The organism is Kitasatospora sp. NPDC002965 (assembly GCF_040611255.1).
Classification (GTDB): Bacteria; Actinomycetota; Actinomycetes; order Streptomycetales; family Streptomycetaceae; genus Kitasatospora.
In genome coordinates this window covers 15,994-36,460 of record NZ_JBEXNT010000040.1, presented here as the reverse complement: position 1 = coordinate 36,460, position 20,467 = coordinate 15,994, and the positions used below count along the sequence as shown (strand labels likewise).

The 20,467-nt window shown below is 73.0% G+C and carries 20 protein-coding genes and 1 pseudogene; 10 read left to right on the top strand and 11 right to left on the bottom strand.

The window, feature by feature from the left end; genetic code table 11:
* Window positions 1-191 precede the first annotated feature (191 nt).
* Both ABZY91_RS18075 and ABZY91_RS18070 read right to left on the bottom strand, forming a co-directional pair.
* Complete coding sequence (locus tag ABZY91_RS18075) at window positions 192-1,007, bottom strand: methyltransferase domain-containing protein (RefSeq protein ID WP_355403454.1); 816 nt, start codon at window positions 1,005-1,007, stop codon at window positions 192-194.
* Window positions 1,008-1,168: 161 nt separating this feature from the next.
* A complete protein-coding gene (locus ABZY91_RS18070; protein ID WP_355403477.1) occupies window positions 1,169-2,500 on the bottom strand; it encodes a hypothetical protein in 1,332 nt (443 codons plus the stop codon).
* A gap of 247 nt (window positions 2,501-2,747) precedes the next feature.
* On the opposite strand from ABZY91_RS18070, the pseudogene ABZY91_RS18065 reads away from it, so the two are divergent.
* Together ABZY91_RS18065 and ABZY91_RS18060 are read left to right on the top strand one after the other, a co-directional pair.
* Window positions 2,748-3,892, top strand: a pseudogene (locus tag ABZY91_RS18065) (dihydrofolate reductase family protein).
* A 74-nt stretch (window positions 3,893-3,966) separates the two neighbouring features.
* Window positions 3,967-4,629, top strand: a complete 663-nt coding sequence (locus tag ABZY91_RS18060; RefSeq protein ID WP_355403452.1) for an HAD-IA family hydrolase — start codon at window positions 3,967-3,969, stop codon at window positions 4,627-4,629.
* Between the two features lie 318 nt (window positions 4,630-4,947).
* Here the strand turns inward: ABZY91_RS18060 and ABZY91_RS18055 are convergent, their stop codons facing one another.
* The 3 genes from ABZY91_RS18055 to ychF form a co-directional block, all read right to left on the bottom strand.
* Window positions 4,948-5,202: a Txe/YoeB family addiction module toxin gene (locus ABZY91_RS18055; RefSeq protein WP_355403450.1), complete on the bottom strand. Its 255-nt coding sequence runs from the start codon at window positions 5,200-5,202 to the stop codon at window positions 4,948-4,950.
* Window positions 5,199-5,480, bottom strand: a complete 282-nt coding sequence (locus ABZY91_RS18050; RefSeq protein WP_355403448.1) for a type II toxin-antitoxin system prevent-host-death family antitoxin — start codon at window positions 5,478-5,480, stop codon at window positions 5,199-5,201. The genes ABZY91_RS18055 and ABZY91_RS18050 overlap by 4 nt, the downstream gene beginning before the upstream one ends.
* A 173-nt stretch (window positions 5,481-5,653) precedes the next feature.
* On the bottom strand, window positions 5,654-6,727 hold the full coding sequence (gene ychF, locus ABZY91_RS18045) for a redox-regulated ATPase YchF (protein ID WP_329876211.1): 1,074 nt from the start codon (window positions 6,725-6,727) through the stop codon (window positions 5,654-5,656).
* A gap of 278 nt (window positions 6,728-7,005) precedes the next feature.
* On the opposite strand from ychF, the gene ABZY91_RS18040 reads away from it, so the two are divergent.
* Complete coding sequence (locus ABZY91_RS18040) at window positions 7,006-7,656, top strand: DUF6542 domain-containing protein (protein WP_329949335.1); 651 nt, start codon at window positions 7,006-7,008, stop codon at window positions 7,654-7,656.
* A 140-nt stretch (window positions 7,657-7,796) separates the two neighbouring features.
* On the opposite strand, the gene ppgK is transcribed toward ABZY91_RS18040, so the two are convergent.
* Both ppgK and ABZY91_RS18030 read right to left on the bottom strand, forming a co-directional pair.
* Window positions 7,797-8,543, bottom strand: coding sequence for a polyphosphate--glucose phosphotransferase (ppgK, locus tag ABZY91_RS18035; protein WP_329876207.1), 747 nt, complete (start codon window positions 8,541-8,543; stop codon window positions 7,797-7,799).
* Between the two features lie 137 nt (window positions 8,544-8,680).
* A complete protein-coding gene (locus tag ABZY91_RS18030; RefSeq protein WP_355403445.1) occupies window positions 8,681-9,658 on the bottom strand; it encodes a 4-hydroxy-3-methylbut-2-enyl diphosphate reductase in 978 nt (325 codons plus the stop codon).
* An 87-nt stretch (window positions 9,659-9,745) separates the two neighbouring features.
* On the opposite strand from ABZY91_RS18030, the gene ABZY91_RS18025 reads away from it, so the two are divergent.
* From ABZY91_RS18025 to ABZY91_RS18010, 4 genes are all read left to right on the top strand, one after another.
* A complete protein-coding gene (locus tag ABZY91_RS18025; RefSeq protein ID WP_329876203.1) occupies window positions 9,746-11,089 on the top strand; it encodes an APC family permease in 1,344 nt (447 codons plus the stop codon).
* 130 nt (window positions 11,090-11,219) lie between these two features.
* On the top strand, window positions 11,220-12,440 hold the full coding sequence (xseA, locus tag ABZY91_RS18020) for an exodeoxyribonuclease VII large subunit (RefSeq protein WP_329949339.1): 1,221 nt from the start codon (window positions 11,220-11,222) through the stop codon (window positions 12,438-12,440).
* Between the two features lie 70 nt (window positions 12,441-12,510).
* Window positions 12,511-12,786: an exodeoxyribonuclease VII small subunit gene (locus tag ABZY91_RS18015; protein ID WP_329876199.1), complete on the top strand. Its 276-nt coding sequence runs from the start codon at window positions 12,511-12,513 to the stop codon at window positions 12,784-12,786.
* Window positions 12,787-12,908: 122 nt separating this feature from the next.
* The gene (locus ABZY91_RS18010; protein WP_329876198.1) at window positions 12,909-13,511 is read left to right on the top strand and encodes a malonic semialdehyde reductase; all 603 of its coding nucleotides are present in this window, start codon (window positions 12,909-12,911) and stop codon (window positions 13,509-13,511) included.
* 132 nt (window positions 13,512-13,643) lie between these two features.
* Here the strand turns inward: ABZY91_RS18010 and ABZY91_RS18005 are convergent, their stop codons facing one another.
* Window positions 13,644-14,180 (bottom strand): DUF4245 domain-containing protein, encoded by a 537-nt coding sequence (locus ABZY91_RS18005; RefSeq protein WP_355403441.1) that lies wholly within the window; start codon window positions 14,178-14,180, stop codon window positions 13,644-13,646.
* 217 nt (window positions 14,181-14,397) lie between these two features.
* Here ABZY91_RS18005 and glpX point away from each other — a divergent pair, with 217 nt between their 5' ends.
* Window positions 14,398-15,438, top strand: a complete 1,041-nt coding sequence (glpX, locus tag ABZY91_RS18000) for a class II fructose-bisphosphatase (RefSeq protein WP_355403439.1) — start codon at window positions 14,398-14,400, stop codon at window positions 15,436-15,438.
* 173 nt (window positions 15,439-15,611) lie between these two features.
* Here glpX and ABZY91_RS17995 read toward each other — a convergent pair whose 3' ends face one another.
* Window positions 15,612-15,953, bottom strand: coding sequence for a WhiB family transcriptional regulator (locus ABZY91_RS17995; protein ID WP_329876247.1), 342 nt, complete (start codon window positions 15,951-15,953; stop codon window positions 15,612-15,614).
* Between the two features lie 366 nt (window positions 15,954-16,319).
* Window positions 16,320-17,018: a DUF1707 domain-containing protein gene (locus tag ABZY91_RS17990; protein WP_355403476.1), complete on the bottom strand. Its 699-nt coding sequence runs from the start codon at window positions 17,016-17,018 to the stop codon at window positions 16,320-16,322.
* 255 nt (window positions 17,019-17,273) lie between these two features.
* Between ABZY91_RS17990 and ABZY91_RS17985 the strand changes: the two genes are divergently transcribed.
* Complete coding sequence (locus ABZY91_RS17985; protein WP_355403437.1) at window positions 17,274-18,941, top strand: fumarate hydratase; 1,668 nt, start codon at window positions 17,274-17,276, stop codon at window positions 18,939-18,941.
* A gap of 122 nt (window positions 18,942-19,063) precedes the next feature.
* Here ABZY91_RS17985 and ABZY91_RS17980 read toward each other — a convergent pair whose 3' ends face one another.
* Entirely contained in the window at window positions 19,064-19,822 is a 759-nt protein-coding gene (locus ABZY91_RS17980) for a GntR family transcriptional regulator (RefSeq protein WP_355403435.1), read from the bottom strand.
* Window positions 19,823-20,035: 213 nt separating this feature from the next.
* Here ABZY91_RS17980 and ABZY91_RS17975 point away from each other — a divergent pair, with 213 nt between their 5' ends.
* Window positions 20,036-20,467, top strand: coding sequence for a hypothetical protein (locus tag ABZY91_RS17975; protein ID WP_355403433.1), 432 nt, complete (start codon window positions 20,036-20,038; stop codon window positions 20,465-20,467).

Sequence of the window (20,467 nt, the reverse complement as noted above, 5' to 3'; positions counted from 1 at the left end):
CCCGCAGGTCACGGGCCCTACTCGGCAGTTCGGTCGGAAGGGCCCACGGGGCGAACCGCCGCGATCGGAGAATCGCCGCAGTCACGGCGGATCCGTGGGAACAGGCGCGCGACTCTACCCGATCTTGAGGAACGGCAACCCGTGCGCGTCCCGCCCGCCGCCCCTGCCCCTCGGGCCGGCCGCCCGGGGGCTCACCCCCGGGCCAGGACCTCGCCGTGCAGCATCGCGAACCAGCCGTCCTCGGCGGCCACCCACGCCCGCCACCCGGCCGAGATCCGCTCCAGCTCGGCCTGCTCCGCGTACCCGTCGGCCACCGCCGTCCGCGCGATACCGGAGGACACGACCCGGTCGGCCCACAGCCCGCCCCACCACTCGCGCTGCTCGGGCGTCGCGTACGTCCAGGTGCCGGACGTGGCGGCGACGTCGGTGAACCCCGCCTGCCTCGCCCAGGACAGCAGCCGCCGACCGGCGTCCGGCTCGCCGCCGTTGGCGCGGGCGATCCGCCGGTACAGGTCCAGCCAGCGGTCCAGTTCGGGCGACTCCGGGTACCAGGTCATGGTCGCGTAGTCGACGTCCCGGACCGCGACCACGCCGTCCTCGGCGACGACCCGGCGCATCTCCCGCAGCGCTCCCACCGGATCGGTGACGTGCTGCAGCACCTGGTGCGCGTGGACGACGTCGAACTCCCCGTCCGTGTAGGGCAGTCGGTGGACGTCTGCGACCTCGAAGACGACGTTGGCCAACCCGCGTCCGGCGACGTGCCGGGCGGCCTCCTCCAGCACCTCGGCGGAGGTGTCCACGGCCACCACCCGGCCACCGGGGCCGACCAGTTCGGCCAGGTCGGCGGTGATCGTGCCGGGCCCGCAGCCGACGTCCAGCACGGCCTGACCGGGCCGCAGTTCGGGCTGCAGGTAGGCGGCGGAGTTGGCGACGGTCCGGGAGCGGTGCGAGCGCAGCACGGGCTCCTGGTGGCCATGGGTGTAGACGGCGGGCTTCGGTGCGGTCATGGTGACGTCCCCTTCGGGTGCGGTCGGCTCCTCGACGCCTCCGACGCTACTCCTCGTCCCGCATGACGAGAAGAATCGTCTCACATCGCGAACGCCTCTCGACGCACGGAGGCCCCCGTCCGCACGCGGCGAACGGGGGCCCGATCGGGCTGCGGAACAGGTCAGTTGAGGGCGAACCAGGTGGTCCGGGACTTCTTCCACTCCGGGTGGGAGAGGTCCTTCGCCTCGGTGCCGTCGCCGTACAGGTCGGCCGAGCCGTCGTCGGTGATCAGCTGCGCCCGGGCGCCGGGGAGGGTGAGGTCCGGGACGTCCACCACGGCCTCCCAGCCGCCCGCGTCGGTGGTCGGCAGGTCGAGCAGCTTGACCGGCTGCGAACCGGGCTGCCCGTCCCAGCGGTAGAGCGCGTACGGGTCGGAGTCGTCGTCCGCCGCCCAGGATCCGGCCACGATCAGGTACTGGCCCAGGGCGTTGCGCCGCAGGTCTCGGACGGCCAGCCCCCCGAGGTTCAGCTCGATCGGCTCGCCGAACGTCGCGTGCACCGAACCCCCGGGCAGCGAGGAGAAGTTGGTGACCGGCACGATCAGCGCCCGGCCGCCGGTGACCGCCGGGGTGAGCGGCGCGCGGAAGCCCACGTAGGCCGTGGTGCTGCTGCCCGGCGCGAACTCCAGCCCCTCCACGTTGAACCCGTCGATCTGCTTGGGCACCTCGCCGGACGCCGCGCCCGCCGCGAAGCCGTAGCGGTCGCCGTGGGCACGGTCCCAGGCGATCAGGTCGGCCCGCAGGCCCTTGTACGAACCGGCGAGCGCCAGCTGGGTGCCGGCACCCGAGCCGGTGACGGTGGTGGCGAAGACGGTGTGCCGGTCCGCCTTGATCTCGCCGTCCTTGTTGTTGCCCAGCGAGCCGGTCCAGTAGATCGTGTTGCCGACCCGGGTGGCGCCCTCGATGTCGATCTCCTTGGAGACGCCGAGCGCCGAGCCGAAGTCCCAGGTGCGGACCGGCGCACCGGAGGCGTTCCGGTCGTACAGCCGCAGCACGTTCGACTCGTCGTCGGCCACCACCACGTACCCGCCGCCCGCGTCCACCGCCGCCGAGGCGTCGCTGGAGCCGGTCAGGTAACGGCTCCCGGACGCGAACTGCACCGCCGGCGAGGCCGCGTAGTGCAGCGTCTTCGACGCGGTCTTGCCGCCCAGGCCGGTCACCTTCACGGTCAGGTCGGTGTAGCCGACGCCCCGCGCGGCGACCGCGAGAGTACGGGCCGCGCCGGTGCCGGCGACGGTGACGTCGCCGGTCCGGGCCACGGTGCTGCGGGTGCTCGCGGTGGCGGCCACGGTCAGGGCGGAGGCCGCGGCGCCGCTCTGGGCCACCGTCACGGTGACGGTCGGGTCGCCGGCCGCTCCGACCGCGCCGGACAGGTAGGCGGCGGAGAGCGTGATCGTCGGCGTGCCGTAGGACGCGGCGGAGACGGGCCCGGCCGGCAGGGCGAGCAGCGGCAGCCCGGCCGCGGCGACGGCGAGCGGCAGCAGGCGGCGGGAGGAACCGGACGGACGGCTGGAGCGGGACGGACGGGACACGGTGACAGCCCTTCGACGTGGGGCGGTGCGAGGTCCGGACCAGGGTGGGGCCCTTCGGCGAACGGCGCCCCGACAGCAGCGGGCCACCGGGCGAACACCGCCCCTCGCGCGGACCCTCCCGCCCGCCGGGGCCGTACCGTGGACGGGCACCCGACAGAACGGTTCCACGATGCCCGCCCCGCGCCCCTTCGTCCTGCTGAGTGCCGCGATGTCACTCGACGGGTACCTCGACGACGCCTCCCCCGAGCGGCTGCTGCTCTCCGGCCCGGCCGACTTCGACCGGGTCGACGCGGAGCGCGCCGCGTGCGACGCGATCCTCGTCGGCGGCAACACCCTGCGGGCGGACAACCCCCGGCTGCTGGTCAACGACCCGGACCGGCGGGCCGCCCGGCGCGCGGGCGGCCGCCCCGAGTACCCGCTGAAGGTGACGCTCAGCGCGAGCGGGCGGCTGGACCGGTCGCTCCGGTTCTGGCACACCGGCGGCGAGCGGCTCGCCTACACCACGGACCGGGGCGCCACCGCCCTGCGCCCGGAGCTGGCCGGGCTGGCCGAGGTCGTGGCACTCGGTCCGACGGTGGAGCTGGGCACGGTGCTGGACGACCTCGGCGCGCGCGGGGTCCGCCGGCTGATGGTCGAGGGCGGCAGCGGGGTGCACACCCAGTTCCTGGCCCAGGGCCTGGCCGACGAGCTCCACCTGGTGGTCGCCCCCCTGCTGGTCGGTGACACGGACGCCCCGCGGTTCGTCGGCCCGGCGGCGTTCCCCGGCGGATCGGCGCACCGGATGCGACTGCTGGAGGCCCGTACGGTGGGCGACGTCGTCCTGCTCAGGTACGCCCCGAAGGAGCCCGCCCCGTGACCGACACCCGCCCGTCCGCCGACCTCGCCTTCCTCCGCCGGGCGGTCGAGCTCTCCCGCCGCTGCCCGCCCTCCGCCACCGCGTTCTCGGTCGGCGCGGTGGTCGTCGGAGCCGACGGCACGGTGCTGGCCGAGGGCTGGAGCCGCGAGACGGACCCGCACGACCACGCCGAGGAGGCCGCGCTCGGCAAGCTCCCGGCCGGCGACCCCCGGCTCCGCGGCGCGACCGTCTACAGCTCGCTGGAGCCCTGCGGGCAGCGCGCCTCCCGCCCCGTGCCGTGCGCCCGGCGGCTGATCGCGGCCGGGGTCCCGCGAGTGGTGGTGGCCTGGCGCGAGCCGTCCACCTTCGTCGCCGACACCCGGGGCGCGGCGCTGCTGGAGGCCGCGGGGATCGAGGTCGTGGAGCTGTCCGAGCTGGCCGAAGAGGCACGGGCGGTCAACGCCCACCTGGTGAGCTAATCTTTTGTATCCTTATTAAACAATCAGCTCACCTTTCTCGGTCCTGACCGATCCGCCCCGCGAGGAGCCGCCCCATGCCCGCCGCCCCCGTCTCCTTCACCACCCGCGCCCTCCTGCTCGACATGGACGGCACCCTGGTCAACTCCGACGCCGTGGTCGAACGCTGCTGGCACCGCTGGGCCGCCGGGCAGGGTCTCGACCCGGCCGAGGTACTCGCCGTCGCCCACGGCCGCCAGGGCCACGCCACCATGGCCGCCCTGCTGCCCGAACGCCCGGTCGAGCTCAACCTCGCCGACAACGACCGGATGCTCGCCGAGGAGAAGGCCGACACCGACGGCGTCGTCGCGATCCCCGGCGCCCCCGCCTTCCTCGCCGCCCTGGCCGGCCTCCCGCACGCCCTCGTCACCTCCGCCGACGAACCGCTCGCCGCCGTCCGGATGGCCGCCGCCGGCCTGCCGCTCCCGGCCGTCCGGGTCACCGCCGAATCGGTCGGCGCCAGCAAGCCCGACCCGGAGGGCTTCCTCAAGGGCGCCGCCGCCCTGGGCTTCGCCCCCGCCGACTGCCTCGCCTTCGAGGACTCCGGGGCCGGCATCGCCGCCGCCCGGGCCGCCGGCGTCCCCGTCGTCGGCATCGGCCCGCGCGCCGGCGCCCACGGCCCCGCCGCCCACGCGGCCACCCTGGAGACGGTCACCGTCACCCCCGGCCCGGACGGCACGATCACCGTCACCGTCGGCTGACGAGGGCACCCGCCCGGGCCCCGTCCGGGAGGGGCAAGGGATCGGCCCCCGAAGCCGGCCCCTCGCGACCTCGGCGGTCACCACGCCGCAGACACGCCGCCACCCGGGGAGATCGGCACCGGGTCGGCGCGGGAACCAGCCAGGGGCCCGCCCCCGAGAGAGCGGACCCCGTCCGACCTGCGCATTCGACAGGTCAAGCCAGCTCAAAGCACTGCGCTCACACGTTGAAGCGGAACTTCCACCACAACGCTGTGACCTGCGAAAACGTTGATCCTGGCGGCCCGAGTCAGCACGGTGAATCGAACTCGCAGCCAGCCATCAGTAGTGGTAGCGGGCAGCCAGAACGATGATCTCCCGGTCCGTCACCAAGTAGACGAGGCGGTGCTCATCGTCGATCCGCCGCGACCAGGCCCCCGGCAGGTGGTACTTCAGCGGCTCGGGCTTGCCGATCCCGGCGAACGGGTCGCGCAGGACGTCCTCGATGAGCTTGTTGATCCGGGCGAGCATCTTGCGGTCGTTCTTGAGCCAGGACGTGTAGTCCTCCCAGCCGCCCTCTTCGAAGACGAGCCTCACGCGGCACCCTTCCCGCCATCCGCCGCATCAGGGTCGATGAGCTCCCGCTCGGAAAGCCCTATGCCGCCAAGGGCGTTCTCGTACGCCTTGAGCAAGCGGCGGGCGTTCACCGGCGAGCGCAACAGGTAGGAGCCTTCACGCAAGGCGGCATAGTCCTCGGCCGAGACGAGTACGGCATTTCCGTGCTTGGAGACGATCTCAATGGCCTCGTGATCGTCGTTGACCTTCTTGATCAACGGGAAGAGAGCCTTGCGCGCCTCGCTGGCAGTGATCGACATCGACTGAACTCCCTCCATGACTGGTACCACATAACGTACCACTCAGGCAGGCGCGACGGGCCGAAGAAGTCAGCACCAAGTCAGCACGGAAAAGAGATCGGGGCCCGCCTCAAGGAGGCGGGCCCCGTCCGACCTGCGCATTCGACAGATCAAGCTAGCTCAAAGCAGTGCGCTCACACGTTGAAGCGGAACTCCACGACGTCGCCGTCCTGCATGAGGTATTCCTTGCCCTCGATGCGGGCCTTGCCCTTGGCGCGGGCCTCGGCGATGGAGCCGGTCTCGACCAGGTCGGCGAAGGAGATGATCTCCGCCTTGATGAAGCCCTTCTGGAAGTCGGTGTGGATCACACCGGCCGCCTCGGGGGCGGTGGCGCCCTTCTTGATGGTCCAGGCGCGGGCTTCCTTGGGACCGGCGGTGAGGTAGGTCTGCAGGCCGAGGGTGTCGAAGCCGACCCGGGCGAGGGTGGCCAGGCCGGGCTCCTCCTGGCCCATGGACTGGAGGAGCTCCAGGGCCTCGGCGTCGTCCAGCTCGATCAGCTCGGACTCGATCTTGGCGCTGAGGAAGATGGCCTCGGCCGGGGCGACCAGCGCGCGCTGGGCGTTCTTGAAGTCCTCGTCGGCCAACTCGTCCTCGTCCACGTTGAAGACGTAGAGGAAGGGCTTGGCCGTCAGCAGGTGCAGCTCGCGGATCGGGGTGGTGTCGAAGCCGGCCTCGAAGAGGGTCTTGCCGGTCTCCAGGATCGCCTGGGCGGCCTCGGCGGCGGCCAGGACGGGGGCGGTCTCCTTCTTGAGGCGCGCCTCCTTCTGGAGCCGGGGCAGGACCTTCTCGACGGTCTGGAGGTCGGCCAGGATCAGCTCGGTGTGGATGGTCTCGATGTCGTCCTTGGGCGACACCTTGCCGTCCACGTGCACGACGTCCGGGTCGGTGAAGGCGCGCACGACCTGGCAGATCGCGTCGGACTCACGGATGTTCGCGAGGAACTTGTTGCCGAGGCCCTCGCCCTCGCTGGCGCCGCGGACGATGCCCGCGATGTCGACGAAGTCGACGGTGGCCGGGAGGATGCGCTGCGAGCCGAAGATCTCGGCGAGCTTGGTCAGCCGCTCGTCCGGGACGCCGACGACGCCGACGTTCGGCTCGATGGTGGCGAACGGGTAGTTGGCCGCCAGCACGTCGTTCTTGGTCAGGGCGTTGAACAGGGTCGACTTGCCGACGTTCGGCAGGCCGACGATTCCGATCGTGAGCGACATGAAGCGCAGTCCCGTGGGCTTGGAGGAGTTGGGCCGGCCCCGGACGGGCCGATCCCCCAGTCTACGGGCAGCGGGTCAGGCGTCGGCCGCCGCCGGCGAGGGCCCCGGCGGGGACGTCGAGCCGCACGTGGTGGAGCCGTTCGAAGCCGAATCCGCCGCTCGTACGAACCCCCGGTGAAGTTGAGCGACGATCACATCAGTACTCCGTCCGGAGACACGGAACAAGGCCCGGAGACCCATTACACAGTGTGGCGATGATCGGACCGTACGTTGGGTGGGTGGAGCAGCGCATCCGTACCCAGCCGCCAGGGCCCAGACGCCGACCGCCGAACGGCGCGGCCGGGGCCGCCGTCCCCGGGCCCGGGCGGGCCCCCGAGACCGCCGACGGGCCCGCCGGGAAGCCGGACGGGAGGGGCGGCGGGAAGCCCTCGGCGAAGGGCACCGGGAGGGCCGCCGGGAAGGCCGCGCTCTCCTCCCGACTACGCCCCGTGTCCGGCCCCCCGGGGCGCGCCCGGATCGCCGGCCGGCTCTACGGACGGCGGCGGACCGGCCGGCCGACCCGGCTGACGGCCGTCGGCACCGGGGTGGCCGCGCTGGTGACGACCGTCGCGGTCGCCGGCCTGGACCGGCTGGCCTTCGGCGGTCTCGGCGTCCTGTTCGGCCTCGGTTACCTGGCGATCTGCTTCCAGCTGGCCGTCCGGGTCCGGTTCGCCGACCTGCTGGCCGCCCCGATCAGCGGCCCGATCGCCTTCGCCGTCGCGATGCTGCTGTTCGGTCCCGTCACCTCGTCCGGCGTGACGGCCCAGGTGGTGGCGCTGGCGACCAACCTGGCCACCCGGGCCGGCTGGCTGTTCTCCGGCACCGGCCTGGCCGCGGTGATCGTGCTCGCCCGGTTCGTGGCCCAGCACCGGATCCACCGCGCGCGCTGAGGAGTGGGAAGCCGATTCCCACCGGTTTCCCACTTCTCAGCCCGCCTCCCGCACGGTCCCCGGCACGAGCTCCCGGCCCGCCTTCCCGGGCCGCCTTCACCGCGCGGGCGGCCGGTTCGCGCGGCGGCCGGTCCGGGCGGTCAGGCGGAGGCCCGCGCCGCCGCCATGGCCGCGCCGACGATCCCGGCGTCGTTGCGCAGCTCCGCCGGGACGACCCGCGCCTCGCGCCCGCGCAGCAGCGGCAGGAACTTCTCGTGCTTGCGGCTCACCCCGCCGCCGATCACGATCAGCTGCGGCGAGAACAGCATCTCCACCACGTCCAGGTACTCGTCGACCCGCCCGGCCCACTGCTCCCAGTTCAGCCCGTGCCGCTCCTTGGCGGCCGAGGAGGCGCGCCGCTCGGCGTCCTTGCCGCGCACCTCCAGGTGGCCGAGTTCGGTGTTGGGCACCAGGGCGCCGTCCACGAAGAGGGCGCTGCCGATGCCGGTGCCGAAGGTCAGGACCAGCACCACGCCCTCCTGGTCGCGGCCGGCGCCGTGCGTGGTCTCGGCGAGACCGGCCGCGTCGGCGTCGTTGAGCACCACCGCGGGCAGGTCGAGCGCCTCGCGGAAGAGGCCGGCGGCGTCCACGCCGATCCAGCCCTTGTCGACGTTGGCGGCGGTCCTGGTCTGTCCGTTGACGACCACCCCGGGGAAGGTCAGGCCGACCGGTCCCCGGTGGTCGAAGTGTCTGACCACCTCGCGGACGGCGGCGACCACCGCCTCGGGCGCCGAGGGCTGCGGGGTGAGGACCTTGTGCCGCTCCTCGGTGAGCACCCCCCGGCCGAGGTCGACCGGGGCCCCCTTGATGCCCGATCCGCCGATGTCCACACCGAATACCGCCGTCATGTCCGACTGCCCTCCGCCGAAGTTGTCCACAGACCTGTGCATGGTTGTGCACAAAACTACGAGAGGCCCACCCGCCCCGCACAGCAAAGACCCGGTACCCGTCCGGGTACCGGGTCTCCCGGGCGTGCTGCGGTCGGTCAGAGCTTGCCCGCGGCCTCCGCGCGCAGGTCGCGGCGGAGCTCCTTGGGCAGCGAGAAGATCAGGTGCTCCTCGGCGGTCTTGACGGTGGAGACGTCGTCGTAACCGCGCGCGGCCAGGTACTCCAGGACGCCGTCGACCAGGATCTCCGGCACCGAGGCGCCGCTGGTCAGGCCGACCGTGGTGACGCCGTCCAGCCAGGACTCCTGGATCTCCTCGGCGAAGTCCACCAGGTGGGCGGCCTTGGCGCCGTACTCCAGCCCGACCTCCACCAGACGGACGGAGTTGGAGGAGTTCTTGGAGCCGACCACGATCAGCAGGTCGGTCTCGGGGGCCAGCTGCTTGACGGCCACCTGGCGGTTCTGGGTGGCGTAGCAGATGTCGTCGCTGGGCGGGCTGACCAGCAGCGGGAAGCGCCGCTTCAGCTCGCCGACGGTGGCCATGGTCTCGTCCACGGAGAGCGTGGTCTGGGAGAGCCAGACGACCTTGGACTCGTCGCGGACCCGGACCTGGGCGACGTCCTCGGCGCCGTCCACCAGGTGGATCCGGTCCGGGGCCTCCCCCATGGTGCCGACGACCTCCTCGTGACCCTCGTGGCCCACCAGCAGGATGTCGTAGCCCTCGTCGGCGAAGCGCACGGCCTCCTTGTGCACCTTGGTGACCAGCGGGCAGGTCGCGTCGACGGTGGCGAGCTTGCCGGCCCGGGCCTCGTCGTGGACGGAGGGTGCGACGCCGTGTGCCGAGAACACCACGATCGAGCCCTCGGGCACCTCCTCCGTCTCGTCGACGAAGATCGCGCCCTTCTTCTCCAGGGTCTGCACCACGTACTTGTTGTGGACGATCTGCTTGCGCACGTAGATGGGTGCCCCGTACTGCTCCAGGGCCTTCTCGACGGCGATCACGGCGCGGTCGACGCCCGCGCAGTAGCCCCGGGGGGCGGCGAGCAGGACACGGCGCTGCGCGGTGTTGGACGACATGGCTCCATCGTACGGGCGGAGCCGTGCCGCGCCGACGTGAGCCGCCTTCCGGCCGGATTCGGTCACGGGTGCTCAAATGTGGAAGCTATGAGCGAGCGAGTCGAGTCCGGCGGGCTGCGGCGCAGCCTGAGCGTCCGCGATCTGATGGTCTACGGGCTGCTGTTCATCGCCCCGATGGCCCCGGTCGGCGTGTTCGGGGTGCTGGACGCCAAGAGTCACGGCGCGGTCGCCGCCGTCTACCTGGTGGCGACCGTCGCGATGGGTTTCACCGCCTTCTCGTACGCCCAGATGGTGCGGGCGGTGCCGCAGACCGGGTCGGTGTTCGCCTACGCACGGGCCGGGCTCGGCGAGGGGCCGGGGTTCATCGCCGGCTGGATGGCGATGCTCGACTACCTGCTGATCCCCGCGGTCGCGTACCTCTTCTCCGGCATCGCGCTGAACTCGCTGGTCCCGGACGTCTCGCGCTGGGTGTGGACGGCGCTGGCGGTGGTGGTGACCACCGCGCTGAACCTCGCCGGGGTGCGGACGGCGGCGGTGGTCGGCTTCGCGGTGCTGGCCATGGAGATCGCCGTGCTGGCGGTCTTCGTGGTCGCGGCCGTGGTGGTCCTCGTCCGGGACGGCGCGCAGCGCGGCTGGGCGACGCCGTTCACCGCGGTCGGCGACTTCTCGGCGGCGGCCGTGCTCTCGGCCGTCTCGGTGGCCGTCCTCTCGTACCTCGGCTTCGACGCGATCGCGACCTTCGTGGAGGAGGCGGTCGGCGCCTCGGCGGCGGTGGCCAGAGCGGTGCTGTGGTGCCTGGTGGTGTCCGGGGTGCTGTTCGTGACGCAGACCTACCTGGCGGCGCTGCTGGAGCCGCTCGCCCCGCAGCAGCTGGCGGCGGACCCCGCGGCCCAGGGGTCGGCGTTCTACGACACGGTGGAGAGCGGGGTCGGGCACTGGCTGCACGTCCTGGTCGCGGCGAGCAAGGCGATCGGCGCGGCCTTCGCGGCGCTCGCCGGGCAGGCCGCGGCCGCCCGGCTGGTCTACGCGATGGGCCGGGGCGGGCGGCTGCCGCGCTTCCTGGGCGTCGTCGACCCGAAGACCGCGGTGCCGCGCCGGGCGCTGCTGGTGGCGGCGGCGATCACCCTGGCGGCGGCGGTCTGGGCGGCCGGGCGCGACGACGGGCTGGACCGGCTGACCTCGGTGGTGGACATCGGGGCGCTCACCGCGTTCGCGCTGCTGCACGCCTCGGTGGTGGGCTGGTACGCGGTCAAGCACCACTCGCGGGACTGGCTGCGGCACGTCGTGGTGCCGGTGCTGGGCGTGGTGGTGATCGGGGCGGTGGTGTTCGAGGCTTCGGGGACGGCCCAGGTGGTGGGGCTGGTCTGGCTGGCCGTGGGATTCATGGTCCTCGTCGTCCAGGGCGCCTCCGGCGCGGGCATCCGCCGCTGAGTCCCGCGCCCGGCCGGGGGCGCGGTGTGCCGGCGCGGTGTCCCGGCGGGGGCGCGGTGCCGGCGGCGGTCCGGGCGGCCGGACGCGACGACGGGGTGCGGTGTCGCCGGGCGCCGCTAGCCTCGTACGCATGGCCAACCCCAGTTCCCCCGAAGCACCGATCCCGGTCGGCAAGGTCTCCGCGCTGATCGGGAGCTGGATCGACCGGCTCGGCGCGGTCTGGGTGGAGGGGCAGATCACCCAGCTCAGCCGGCGTCCGGGCGCGGGCGTGGTGTTCCTGACGCTGCGCGACCCGCAGGCGGACGTCTCGCTCACCGTGACGTGCTTCCGCTCCGTCTTCGACCAGGTCGCGGACGCCGTGCAGGAGGGGTCGCGGGTGATCGTGCACGCCAAGCCGGAGTGGTACGCCGCGCGCGGACAGCTCTCGCTGCGGGCGGCGGAGATCCGGTTGGTCGGGCTGGGCGAGCTGCTGGCCCGGCTGGAGCAGCTGAAGCGACGGCTGGCCGGCGAGGGCCTGTTCGCGGCGGACCGGAAGAAGCCGCTGCCGTTCCTCCCGCAGTGCGTCGGGCTGGTCACCGGCCGGGGCTCGGCGGCCGAGCGGGACGTCCTGGAGAACGCCCGGCGACGCTGGCCGGCCGTCCGCTTCGAGGTCCGCAACGTGCCGGTGCAGGGCGTCAGCGCGGTCGAGCGGGTGAGCGCGGCGGTGCGCGAGCTGGACGAGCACCCAGAGGTCGACGTGATCGTCGTGGCCCGGGGCGGCGGCAGCGTGGAGGACCTGCTGCCCTTCTCGGACGAGGGACTGGTCCGGCTGGTCGCCGCCGCCCGGACACCGGTGGTCAGCGCGATCGGGCACGAGCCGGACCAGCCGCTGCTGGACTTCGTCGCCGACCTGCGCGCGTCCACGCCGACCGATGCGGCCAAACGGGTGGTCCCCGACGTCGGCGAGGAGCTGGCCAGGATCCGGCAGCTGCGCGACCGGGCGCGGCGGCACGTGGTCGGCCGGGTGGACCGGGAGCAGCACGGGCTGGACGGCGTGCGCAGCCGCCCGGTGCTGGCCGCGCCGCACCGGATGCTGGACGGCCGCGGCCAGGAGGTGGCCGGTCTGCTGGAGCGGGCCCGGCGCACGCTCGGGCACCGGCTCGACCACGCGCAGACCGACCTCGGGCACACCCTGGCCCGGGTGGTCGCGCTCTCCCCGTCGGCCACCCTGGAGCGCGGTTACGCGGTGCTGCAGCGCGGCGACGGCACGGTGGTGACGGATCCGGCGCAGGTCGCGGCCGGGGAGGGACTGCACGCGCGGGTCGCGGGCGGCGGGTTCGACGTCACGGCGGCGGGCGGCGCCGGGGGGTAGCGGCGCGGCGGGCGGGGGACGCGGCGGGCGGGTCCCCGCGCTGTCGGCCCGGCCCCCTACGCTGGCTCCCATGGCAGATCAGGAGCAGGACGCGACGACGTCTCCGGCCGCGGCCCCCGTCGCGGACGACGCGCTGGGGTACGAGCACGCGCGGGACGCGCTGCTGGAGGTGGTCCGGCAGCTGGAGAACGGCGGCACCTCGCTGGAGGAGTCGCTGGCGCTGTGGGAGCGCGGCGAGCAGCTGGCGAAGGTCTGCCAGCGCTGGCTGGACGGCGCCCGGGCCCGGTTGGACGCCGCCCTGGCGGCCGGGGAGGACGCCCCGGAGGGCCCGCCGCCCGGGGAGTGACACAGGTCACCTGAAACCCGGGGAACAGTTGAAACTTCACTCATGTTGGGACCGAATGACCGGCGGGAGCCGGTCACGCGACACGGACCCCGTTCCTTCCTCCCCATGAGGTGCAGAAGCACATGACCACCGACGCCCTGGTTCTCGACGCCGCCGCTCAGGACCTCCTGTTCCGCGAGGCCCGCACCGCCAACACCTTCACCGACGAGCCGGTCTCCGACGAGCAGATCCAGGCCATCTACGAGCTGGTCAAGTTCGGCCCGACCGCGCTGAACCAGCAGCCGCTGCGCGTCGTCCTGGTCCGCTCCACCGAGGGTCGCGAGCGCCTGGTCCAGCACCTGTCGGACGGCAACAAGGCCAAGACCGCCGCCGCGCCGCTGACCGCGATCCTGGCCGTGGACAACGAGTTCCACGAGGAGCTGCCGACCCTGTTCCCGCACTTCCCGCAGGCGAAGGACGCCTTCTTCGGCGAGCGCCCGGTCCGCGAGGCCTCCGCCCTGATGAACGGCGCCCTGCAGGCCGGCTACTTCATCGTCGGCGTCCGCGCCGCCGGCCTGGCCGCGGGCCCGATGACCGGCTACGACGCCGAGGGCATCAACAAGGAGTTCTTCTCCGACGGCGAGCACTCGGTGCTGGCCGTGGTGAACATCGGCAAGCCGGGCGAGGACGCCTGGTACCCGCGCTCCCCGCGCCTCTCCTTCGAGCAGGTCGTCACCACCGTCTGAGCCTGACGGAGACGACGAGAAGGGCCCCGCACACCGGTGCGGGGCCCTTCTCGTCGTCCGGGGAGGCCCTGCGGCCCGCGGCCCCACCGCTCCGGGTGGAGCGGGGCCGACGGGGCGGGGCCGGCCGGCGGGCTACTTGAGCGCCTGCGCCAGCTCCGCCAGCTCCTCGTAGGAGGCGGTGCCGGTCAGGACGGTGGTGCCGCCGCCCTCCTGGACGGCGATCGCACGGGACTTGGCGCCCTGCAGCCGCTCCCAGGTCCGGCCGGCGACCTCCGCGGTGCCGTCCGGCTTGCCGCCCGCCACCGCGGAGTCGAGCACCGCGTCACGCGGGGCGTCGCTCTGCTCCACCGCCGCGTACTGGCCGGACGGGGTGACGAAGCCCAGGTGCCAGGCGTTGCCCTTGCCGCCGCCGAGCGACGCCGGGCTGTAGGACACCGACGTGGCCCGCCACTGCGCGGGAAGGCCCTCCGGGGAGAGCAGCGGGTACGGCGCGGCGCGCTTCGCCGAGGCCGCGGCCACCTTGTACTCGACCGTCCGCACCCCGTCGCCGCCCGCGTCGTGCGGGAGGAACAGGTACCCGACCCAGACCACCGCGCCGACCGCCAGCATCGACAGGACCATGTCCCGCACGGTCTGCCGGCCCCTCATGCCCTTGCTCTCTCCTGCCACCCCCACATGGTGACTCATCGACCCCCCGCGGGCACCACCCGGGGGTATCCGCGTACGGGTGAACGGGGGCCGGACCTGCCGGTCCCGTCGGCCCGTGGCGACCCGCGCCACAGACAGTCATCTCGTGGGCAGATACGATCGCAGGACCCTCACCACGGCGTTCGACCAGGCAGTAGTCGGGCGCTCACTGGCCGTCGCGTACAGAGAGGTAACGACGATGACCACGCAGTACCCGCACAACCTTCCCAGCTCCCTCGAGGTGGCGCCGGAGGCGCCCGACCGGAACCTCGCACTCGAACTCGTCCGGGTCACCGAGGCGGCCGCGATGGCCGCCGGCCGCTGGGTCGGCCGTGGCGACAAGAACGGCGCCGACGGCGCCGCCGTCAAGGCCATGCGCACCCTCGTCTCCACCGTCTCGATGAACGGCATCGTCGTCATCGGAGAGGGCGAGAAGGACGAGGCCCCGATGCTGTACAACGGCGAGCGGGTCGGCGACGGCACCGGCGCCGAGTGCGACGTCGCGGTGGACCCGGTCGACGGGACCACCCTCACCGCGAAGGGCATGAACAACGCCGTCGCCGTGCTGGCCGTCGCCGACCGCGGCACCATGTTCGACCCGAGCGCCGTCTTCTACATGGACAAGCTCGTCACCGGGCCCGAGGCGGCCGACTTCGTCGACATCACCGCCCCGACCGCCGTCAACATCCGCCGGGTCGCCAAGGCCAAGGGCATCGCCGTCGAGGACGTGACCGTGGTCGTCCTCGACCGCCCGCGCCACCAGGGCCTGATCCGGGAGATCCGCGAGGCGGGCGCCCGGATCAAGTACATCTCCGACGGAGACGTCGCGGGCGCCATCATGGCCGCCCGCGAGGGCACCGGCGTCGACCTGCTGATGGGCGTCGGCGGCACCCCCGAGGGCATCATCGCGGCCTGCGCGATGAAGTGCATGGGCGGCGTGATCCAGGGCCGCCTCTGGCCCAAGGACGACGCCGAGCGCCAGAAGGCCGTCGACGCGGGCCACGACCTCGACCGCGTGCTCAGCACCGACGACCTGGTCAGCGGCGAGAACGTGTTCTTCGTCGCCACCGGCATCACCGACGGCGAGCTGCTGCGCGGGGTGCACTACCGCCAGGAGACCGCCACCACCAGCTCGCTGGTCATGCGCTCCAAGAGCGGCACCATCCGGGAGATCCACTCCACCCACAAGCTGTCCAAGCTGCGGGCCTACAGCGCGATCGACTTCGACCGCGCCAACTGATCCCCCGGCTCCCCGCACGCGGCGCAGCGCGACGCGGCGCGGGGAGCACCGAGCCGCGCCGCACGACACGGCTCAGCGCCCGGCGACGCGCCGGAACACGACGTCGCACGCCCGCGGCCTCGGCGAAATCCCCCTTCGCCGAGGCCGCGGGCGTTCGCGGTCCCGACCGGGCGTCAGCCCGCGATCCGGCGGCGCGGAGCAGGCACCCGGGCCGTCTCGCACAGTTCCACGTCACGGCGGCGGCGGCGCGCCAGCACGACCCGCCGCTCGGCCGCCGTCAGACCGCCCCACACCCCGTACGGCTCCGGCTGCGCCAGCGCGTGCTCCCGGCACTCCAGGAGCACCGGGCAGCGGGCACACACCTGCTTCGCCTGCTCCTCGCGCGACAGCCGGGCGGCCGTCGGCTCCTTCGACGGTGCGAAGAACAGGCCCACCTCGTCCCGCCGGCAGGCCGCGGCGGTGTGCCACGGATTGTCCTCACCCGCAGGCTGCGGAGCCGGACGCCGTTCCAGCAGCCGGGCCGCCGCGACCACCGGAGAGGCGGCGGCGGACGGCGGCGTGGCCGACGACGGGGCGGCGGGCGAGGTGGTGCGGGACTCGATCGGATGCAGCACGGCCGTACTCCTGACGAGGCTCTCGGACACGGGGAAGCTCGCTCCCCTGCGGGCTGCGGGCCCCCGTTCCTCACACCCCCCGGGCCGGCCTCAGGCCGCCTCCGGTACGCAGCCGTACAAGAAGCGATGTGCCAGAGGAACTACCCCACGGCGCCGCGATTCATGCACACTGCACGCAATCGACTACAGCGTGCACCCGAGGCAACGTCGAGTGCCCGGCCGGGAGTTGACTCCGGCCGGGCACACGGAACGCGCTCCGTACGCGAATCAGTCGGCGCCGAGCTGCTTGCGCACCCACTCCTTGAGCTTCTTGCCCTTGCGCGGCTTCGCCTCGCAGCCGCCGAAGACCGCGGTGCCCTTCACCCGCACCACCGGCGCGTAGGGATCGGCGGCGGTCTGCTCCTTGACGTCGAAGCCCCCGAAGATGCCGACGCCGCTGCCGTGCAGGCTGACGTTCTCCGGCACCTTGATCTCCACCCCGCCGAAGATCGCCACCACCTCGATCACCACCTCGGGCGACTCGAAGACGGCGTCGGTCAGGTCGATCTCCACCCCGCCGAAGATCGCCACCGCCCGCAGGTTCGACCCCACCCGCCAGCGGCCCTTGCGGGACGATCCGCCGAAGACCGCCAGCATCGTCGGCGCCTCCGTCCGGGCCGGCAGCCGCACCGGGCCGTTCTGGCGCGGGGCGCCGCCGGCCGCGGAACCCAGCGGCGGCTTCTCGAAGGAGACCTCCGTGTGCACCGGGAGGTCCCGGGTGAGCGGCACGAGTTCGCCGACGGTCTTGGCGGAGTAGGCCGCCTCGATCCGCTCGGCGTGCTCGTCGACGTCCAACCGCCCCTCGGCGTAGGCGTCGCGCAGCAGCTCCGCCACCCGTTCGCGGTCGGCGTCCGAGGCCCGCATCTCGGCCTGCGCCACCGGCGCGTGGCCGGCTCCGGCGGGCGGCTTCGCCGCCGGCTTGGTCATCGGTATCGGCGACTGCCCCCGCGGCACGGGCGACGCCCCCCGGTCGTCCTTCTGATCGTCCATCGACGGCGAGTTGTCCACGGGGCAAGCCTAGCCACCGGGGCAAGCCTCGTACGCACGTGCGGGTGACGCCGGTCACGCAGGCTTACCTGTCCGCGTGCTTCGTTCGCGCGGGTCCTACCCTTGAGGGTGCTTCCGCCCTTGAGGGTGCTTCGCCGACGCAGCCGGAACACTGGATACCTAAGGACCGCCCCGATGGCTCCCACGCCAGACTTCGAGTACAGCGACCTGCTCCCCCTGGGCGCTGACCCGACCCCCTACCGCAAGCTCACCTCCGAGGGTGTCTCCACCTTCGAGGCCGGCGGGCGCACCTTCCTCCAGGTCGAGCCCGAGGCCCTGCGGCTGCTCACCGCCGAGGCGATGCACGACATCTCGCACTACCTCCGCCCCGCCCACCTCGCCCAGCTGCGCCGCATCCTGGACGACCCGGAGGCCAGCCCCAACGACCGCTTCGTCGCGCTGGACCTGCTGAAGAACGTCAACATCTCGGCCGGCGGCATCCTGCCCATGTGCCAGGACACCGGCACCGCCATCGTCATGGGCAAGCGCGGCCAGAACGTGCTGACGTCCGGCGGCGACGAGGCCGCCGTCGCGCGCGGCGTCTTCGACGCGTACACCAAGCTCAACCTGCGGTACTCCCAGATGGCCCCGGTCACCATGTGGGACGAGAGGAACACCGGCAACAACCTGCCGGCCCAGATCGAGCTGTACGCCACCGACGGCGACGCCTACAAGTTCCTCTTCATGGCCAAGGGCGGCGGCTCCGCCAACAAGTCGTACCTGTACCAGGAGACCAAGGCGATCCTCAACGAGGCGAGCATGCTCGCCTTCCTGGAGCAGAAGATCCGCTCGCTCGGCACCGCGGCCTGCCCGCCGTACCACCTGGCGATCGTGATCGGCGGCACCAGCGCCGAGTTCGCGCTGAAGACCGCCAAGTACGCCTCCGCGCACTACCTCGACCAGCTGCCGACCGAGGGCGACGCGAAGACCGGGCACGGCTTCCGGGACCTGGAGCTGGAGGCCAAGGTCACCGAGCTGACCCAGAAGATCGGCATCGGCGCCCAGTTCGGCGGCAAGTACTTCTGCCACGACGTGCGCGTCGTCCGCCTGCCGCGCCACGGCGCCTCGCTGCCGGTCGCGATGGCCGTCTCCTGCTCGGCGGACCGCCAGGCGCTCGGCAAGATCACCGCCGAGGGCGTCTTCCTGGAGCAGCTGGAGACCGACCCGGCCAAGTACCTGCCGGACACCACCGACGACCACCTCGACGACGACGTGGTCCGCATCGACCTCGACCAGCCGATGTCCTCGATCCGGGCCGAGCTGTCCAAGTACCCCGTGAAGACCCGGCTCTCGCTCACCGGCACGCTCGTCGTCGCCCGCGACATCGCGCACGCCAAGATCAAGGAGCGCCTGGACGCCGGCGAGGGCATGCCCAAGTACCTCCAGGACCACCCGGTGTACTACGCCGGCCCGGCCAAGACCCCCGAGGGCTTCGCCTCCGGTTCGTTCGGCCCGACGACCGCCGGCCGGATGGACTCCTACGTCGACCAGTTCCAGGCCGCCGGCGGCTCGATGGTCATGCTGGCCAAGGGCAACCGCTCCAAGCAGGTCACCGACGCCTGCGCCGAGCACGGCGGCTTCTACCTGGGCTCCATCGGCGGCCCGGCCGCCCGCCTCGCCCAGGACTGCATCAAGAAGGTCGAGGTCCTGGAGTACGCCGAGCTGGGCATGGAGGCCGTCTGGCGGATCGAGGTCGAGGACTTCCCGGCGTTCGTCGTGGTGGACGACAAGGGCAACGACTTCTTCCGGGAGACCACCGAGGGCCCGCTGATCACCAGCCTGCGGGTCCGCTCCAAGGAGTAGACGGACACCCGGACACCCGGACACCCGGACGACGCCCCGGTCGCGCACCCCGCGACCGGGGCGTCGCCGTCGGCGTGCCGCCGGTTCCGGCGGTTCCTGTGCCGCCGCCGGGGCCGCCGGGGTCACGCGTCGAAGTCGTACTCCAGCACGTAGGACGCGGCGTCGAGGATCATCTCGTTCAGCTCGACGACCTGGCCCTCGTCGGCGAAGGCCGTCCGGCAGATGAGGATCACCGGGGTGCCCGCCGACAGCTCCAGCCGCGCGGCCTCCTCCGCGCCGGGCATCCGGGACCGGACCTCCTCGCGGAAGTGCACCGGCTTGGCCCCGATCTCCGCCAGCCGCGCGTACGTGCCGCCCGGGCCGGTGTCCTCGCGGGTGATCGCCGTCCCCGCGACCAGGCCGGCCGGCAGGTAGGACGTCGACAGCAGCACCGGCTTGCCGTCCAGGACGAACCGCCGGTGCCGCACGCACATCGGCGCACCCGGGTCGACGCCCAGCACCCGCGCCACGTGGTCCGGCGCCCCCTGCTCGGTGACCGAGACCTGGTCGACGACCAGGTTCCGCCGGTCGATGTCCGCCGACCATATCGAGCGGCCGGACCCCCACTGCCCCTGCGCGAGCCTTTGGATCCCGCGCCGCCGCAGCGGCCGGAAGTCCCGGACGAACACCCCCGAGCCCCTGCGCGCCTCCACGATGCCCTCGCTCTGCAGGACGCCGAGCGCCTGACGGGCCGTCATCCTGGCCACGCTGTACGCGTCCATGAGGTCGTTCTCGCCCGGTAGCCGGTCGCCGGCGCGGTACTCGCCCGCGTCGATGGCCGCCTTCAGGGTGTCGGCGATCCGTTGGTACTTGGGCTGTTTGTCGCCACTGCTGCCGGCCATCGCCTGCTCCCTCGTCCTCGCCGGAAATCGTAGGCGCGTTCGCGGCCTCCGGTAAGCCGATCGGACCGGTCAGGCCGTTGACATCTCTAGAGATATTAGCTTCTCTAGAGATGCTGGGTAGTCGCCGAGCAGAGCCGAACCGAGCCAAGCCACGACAGCGACCAGGGGCGGCCGCACCGGCGCCGCGCCCGCACCGGAGCAAGGAGCACTGCGGTGAGCACCCGTAAGCGCAATGCCGCGGCCTACCGGCCGCGAGTGGGTGAACTCGTCCTCGACACCAGGACCGGACGCACCGGCATCTACATGGACACCATCGGCGGGGAGCACTATCTCCGCCCCCCGGACGGCGGCTGCGAGTGGACCGCCGACCCCGGGCACATCGGCCCGGCCGGCGCCGGGGCGTCCCTCGCGGCGCTCGGGGCGCTCGGGGCCGCCGGACACGAACGACCCTGCGGTACCGGGGCCGGGGACACCGGACCGGCGGTCCGGGGCCGGATCGGGCGGCAGGCCGAACGGACCGGCAGGACGGACGGTGAGATCCGGCCACGGGGCACCGGCAGACACGCCCCCGAACCCGACCGCGGGCGCCCGCCGGAGCACCGGACGGGGCCGGGCGCCTCAACCGCCGCCGCGGGCGGCTGGTGA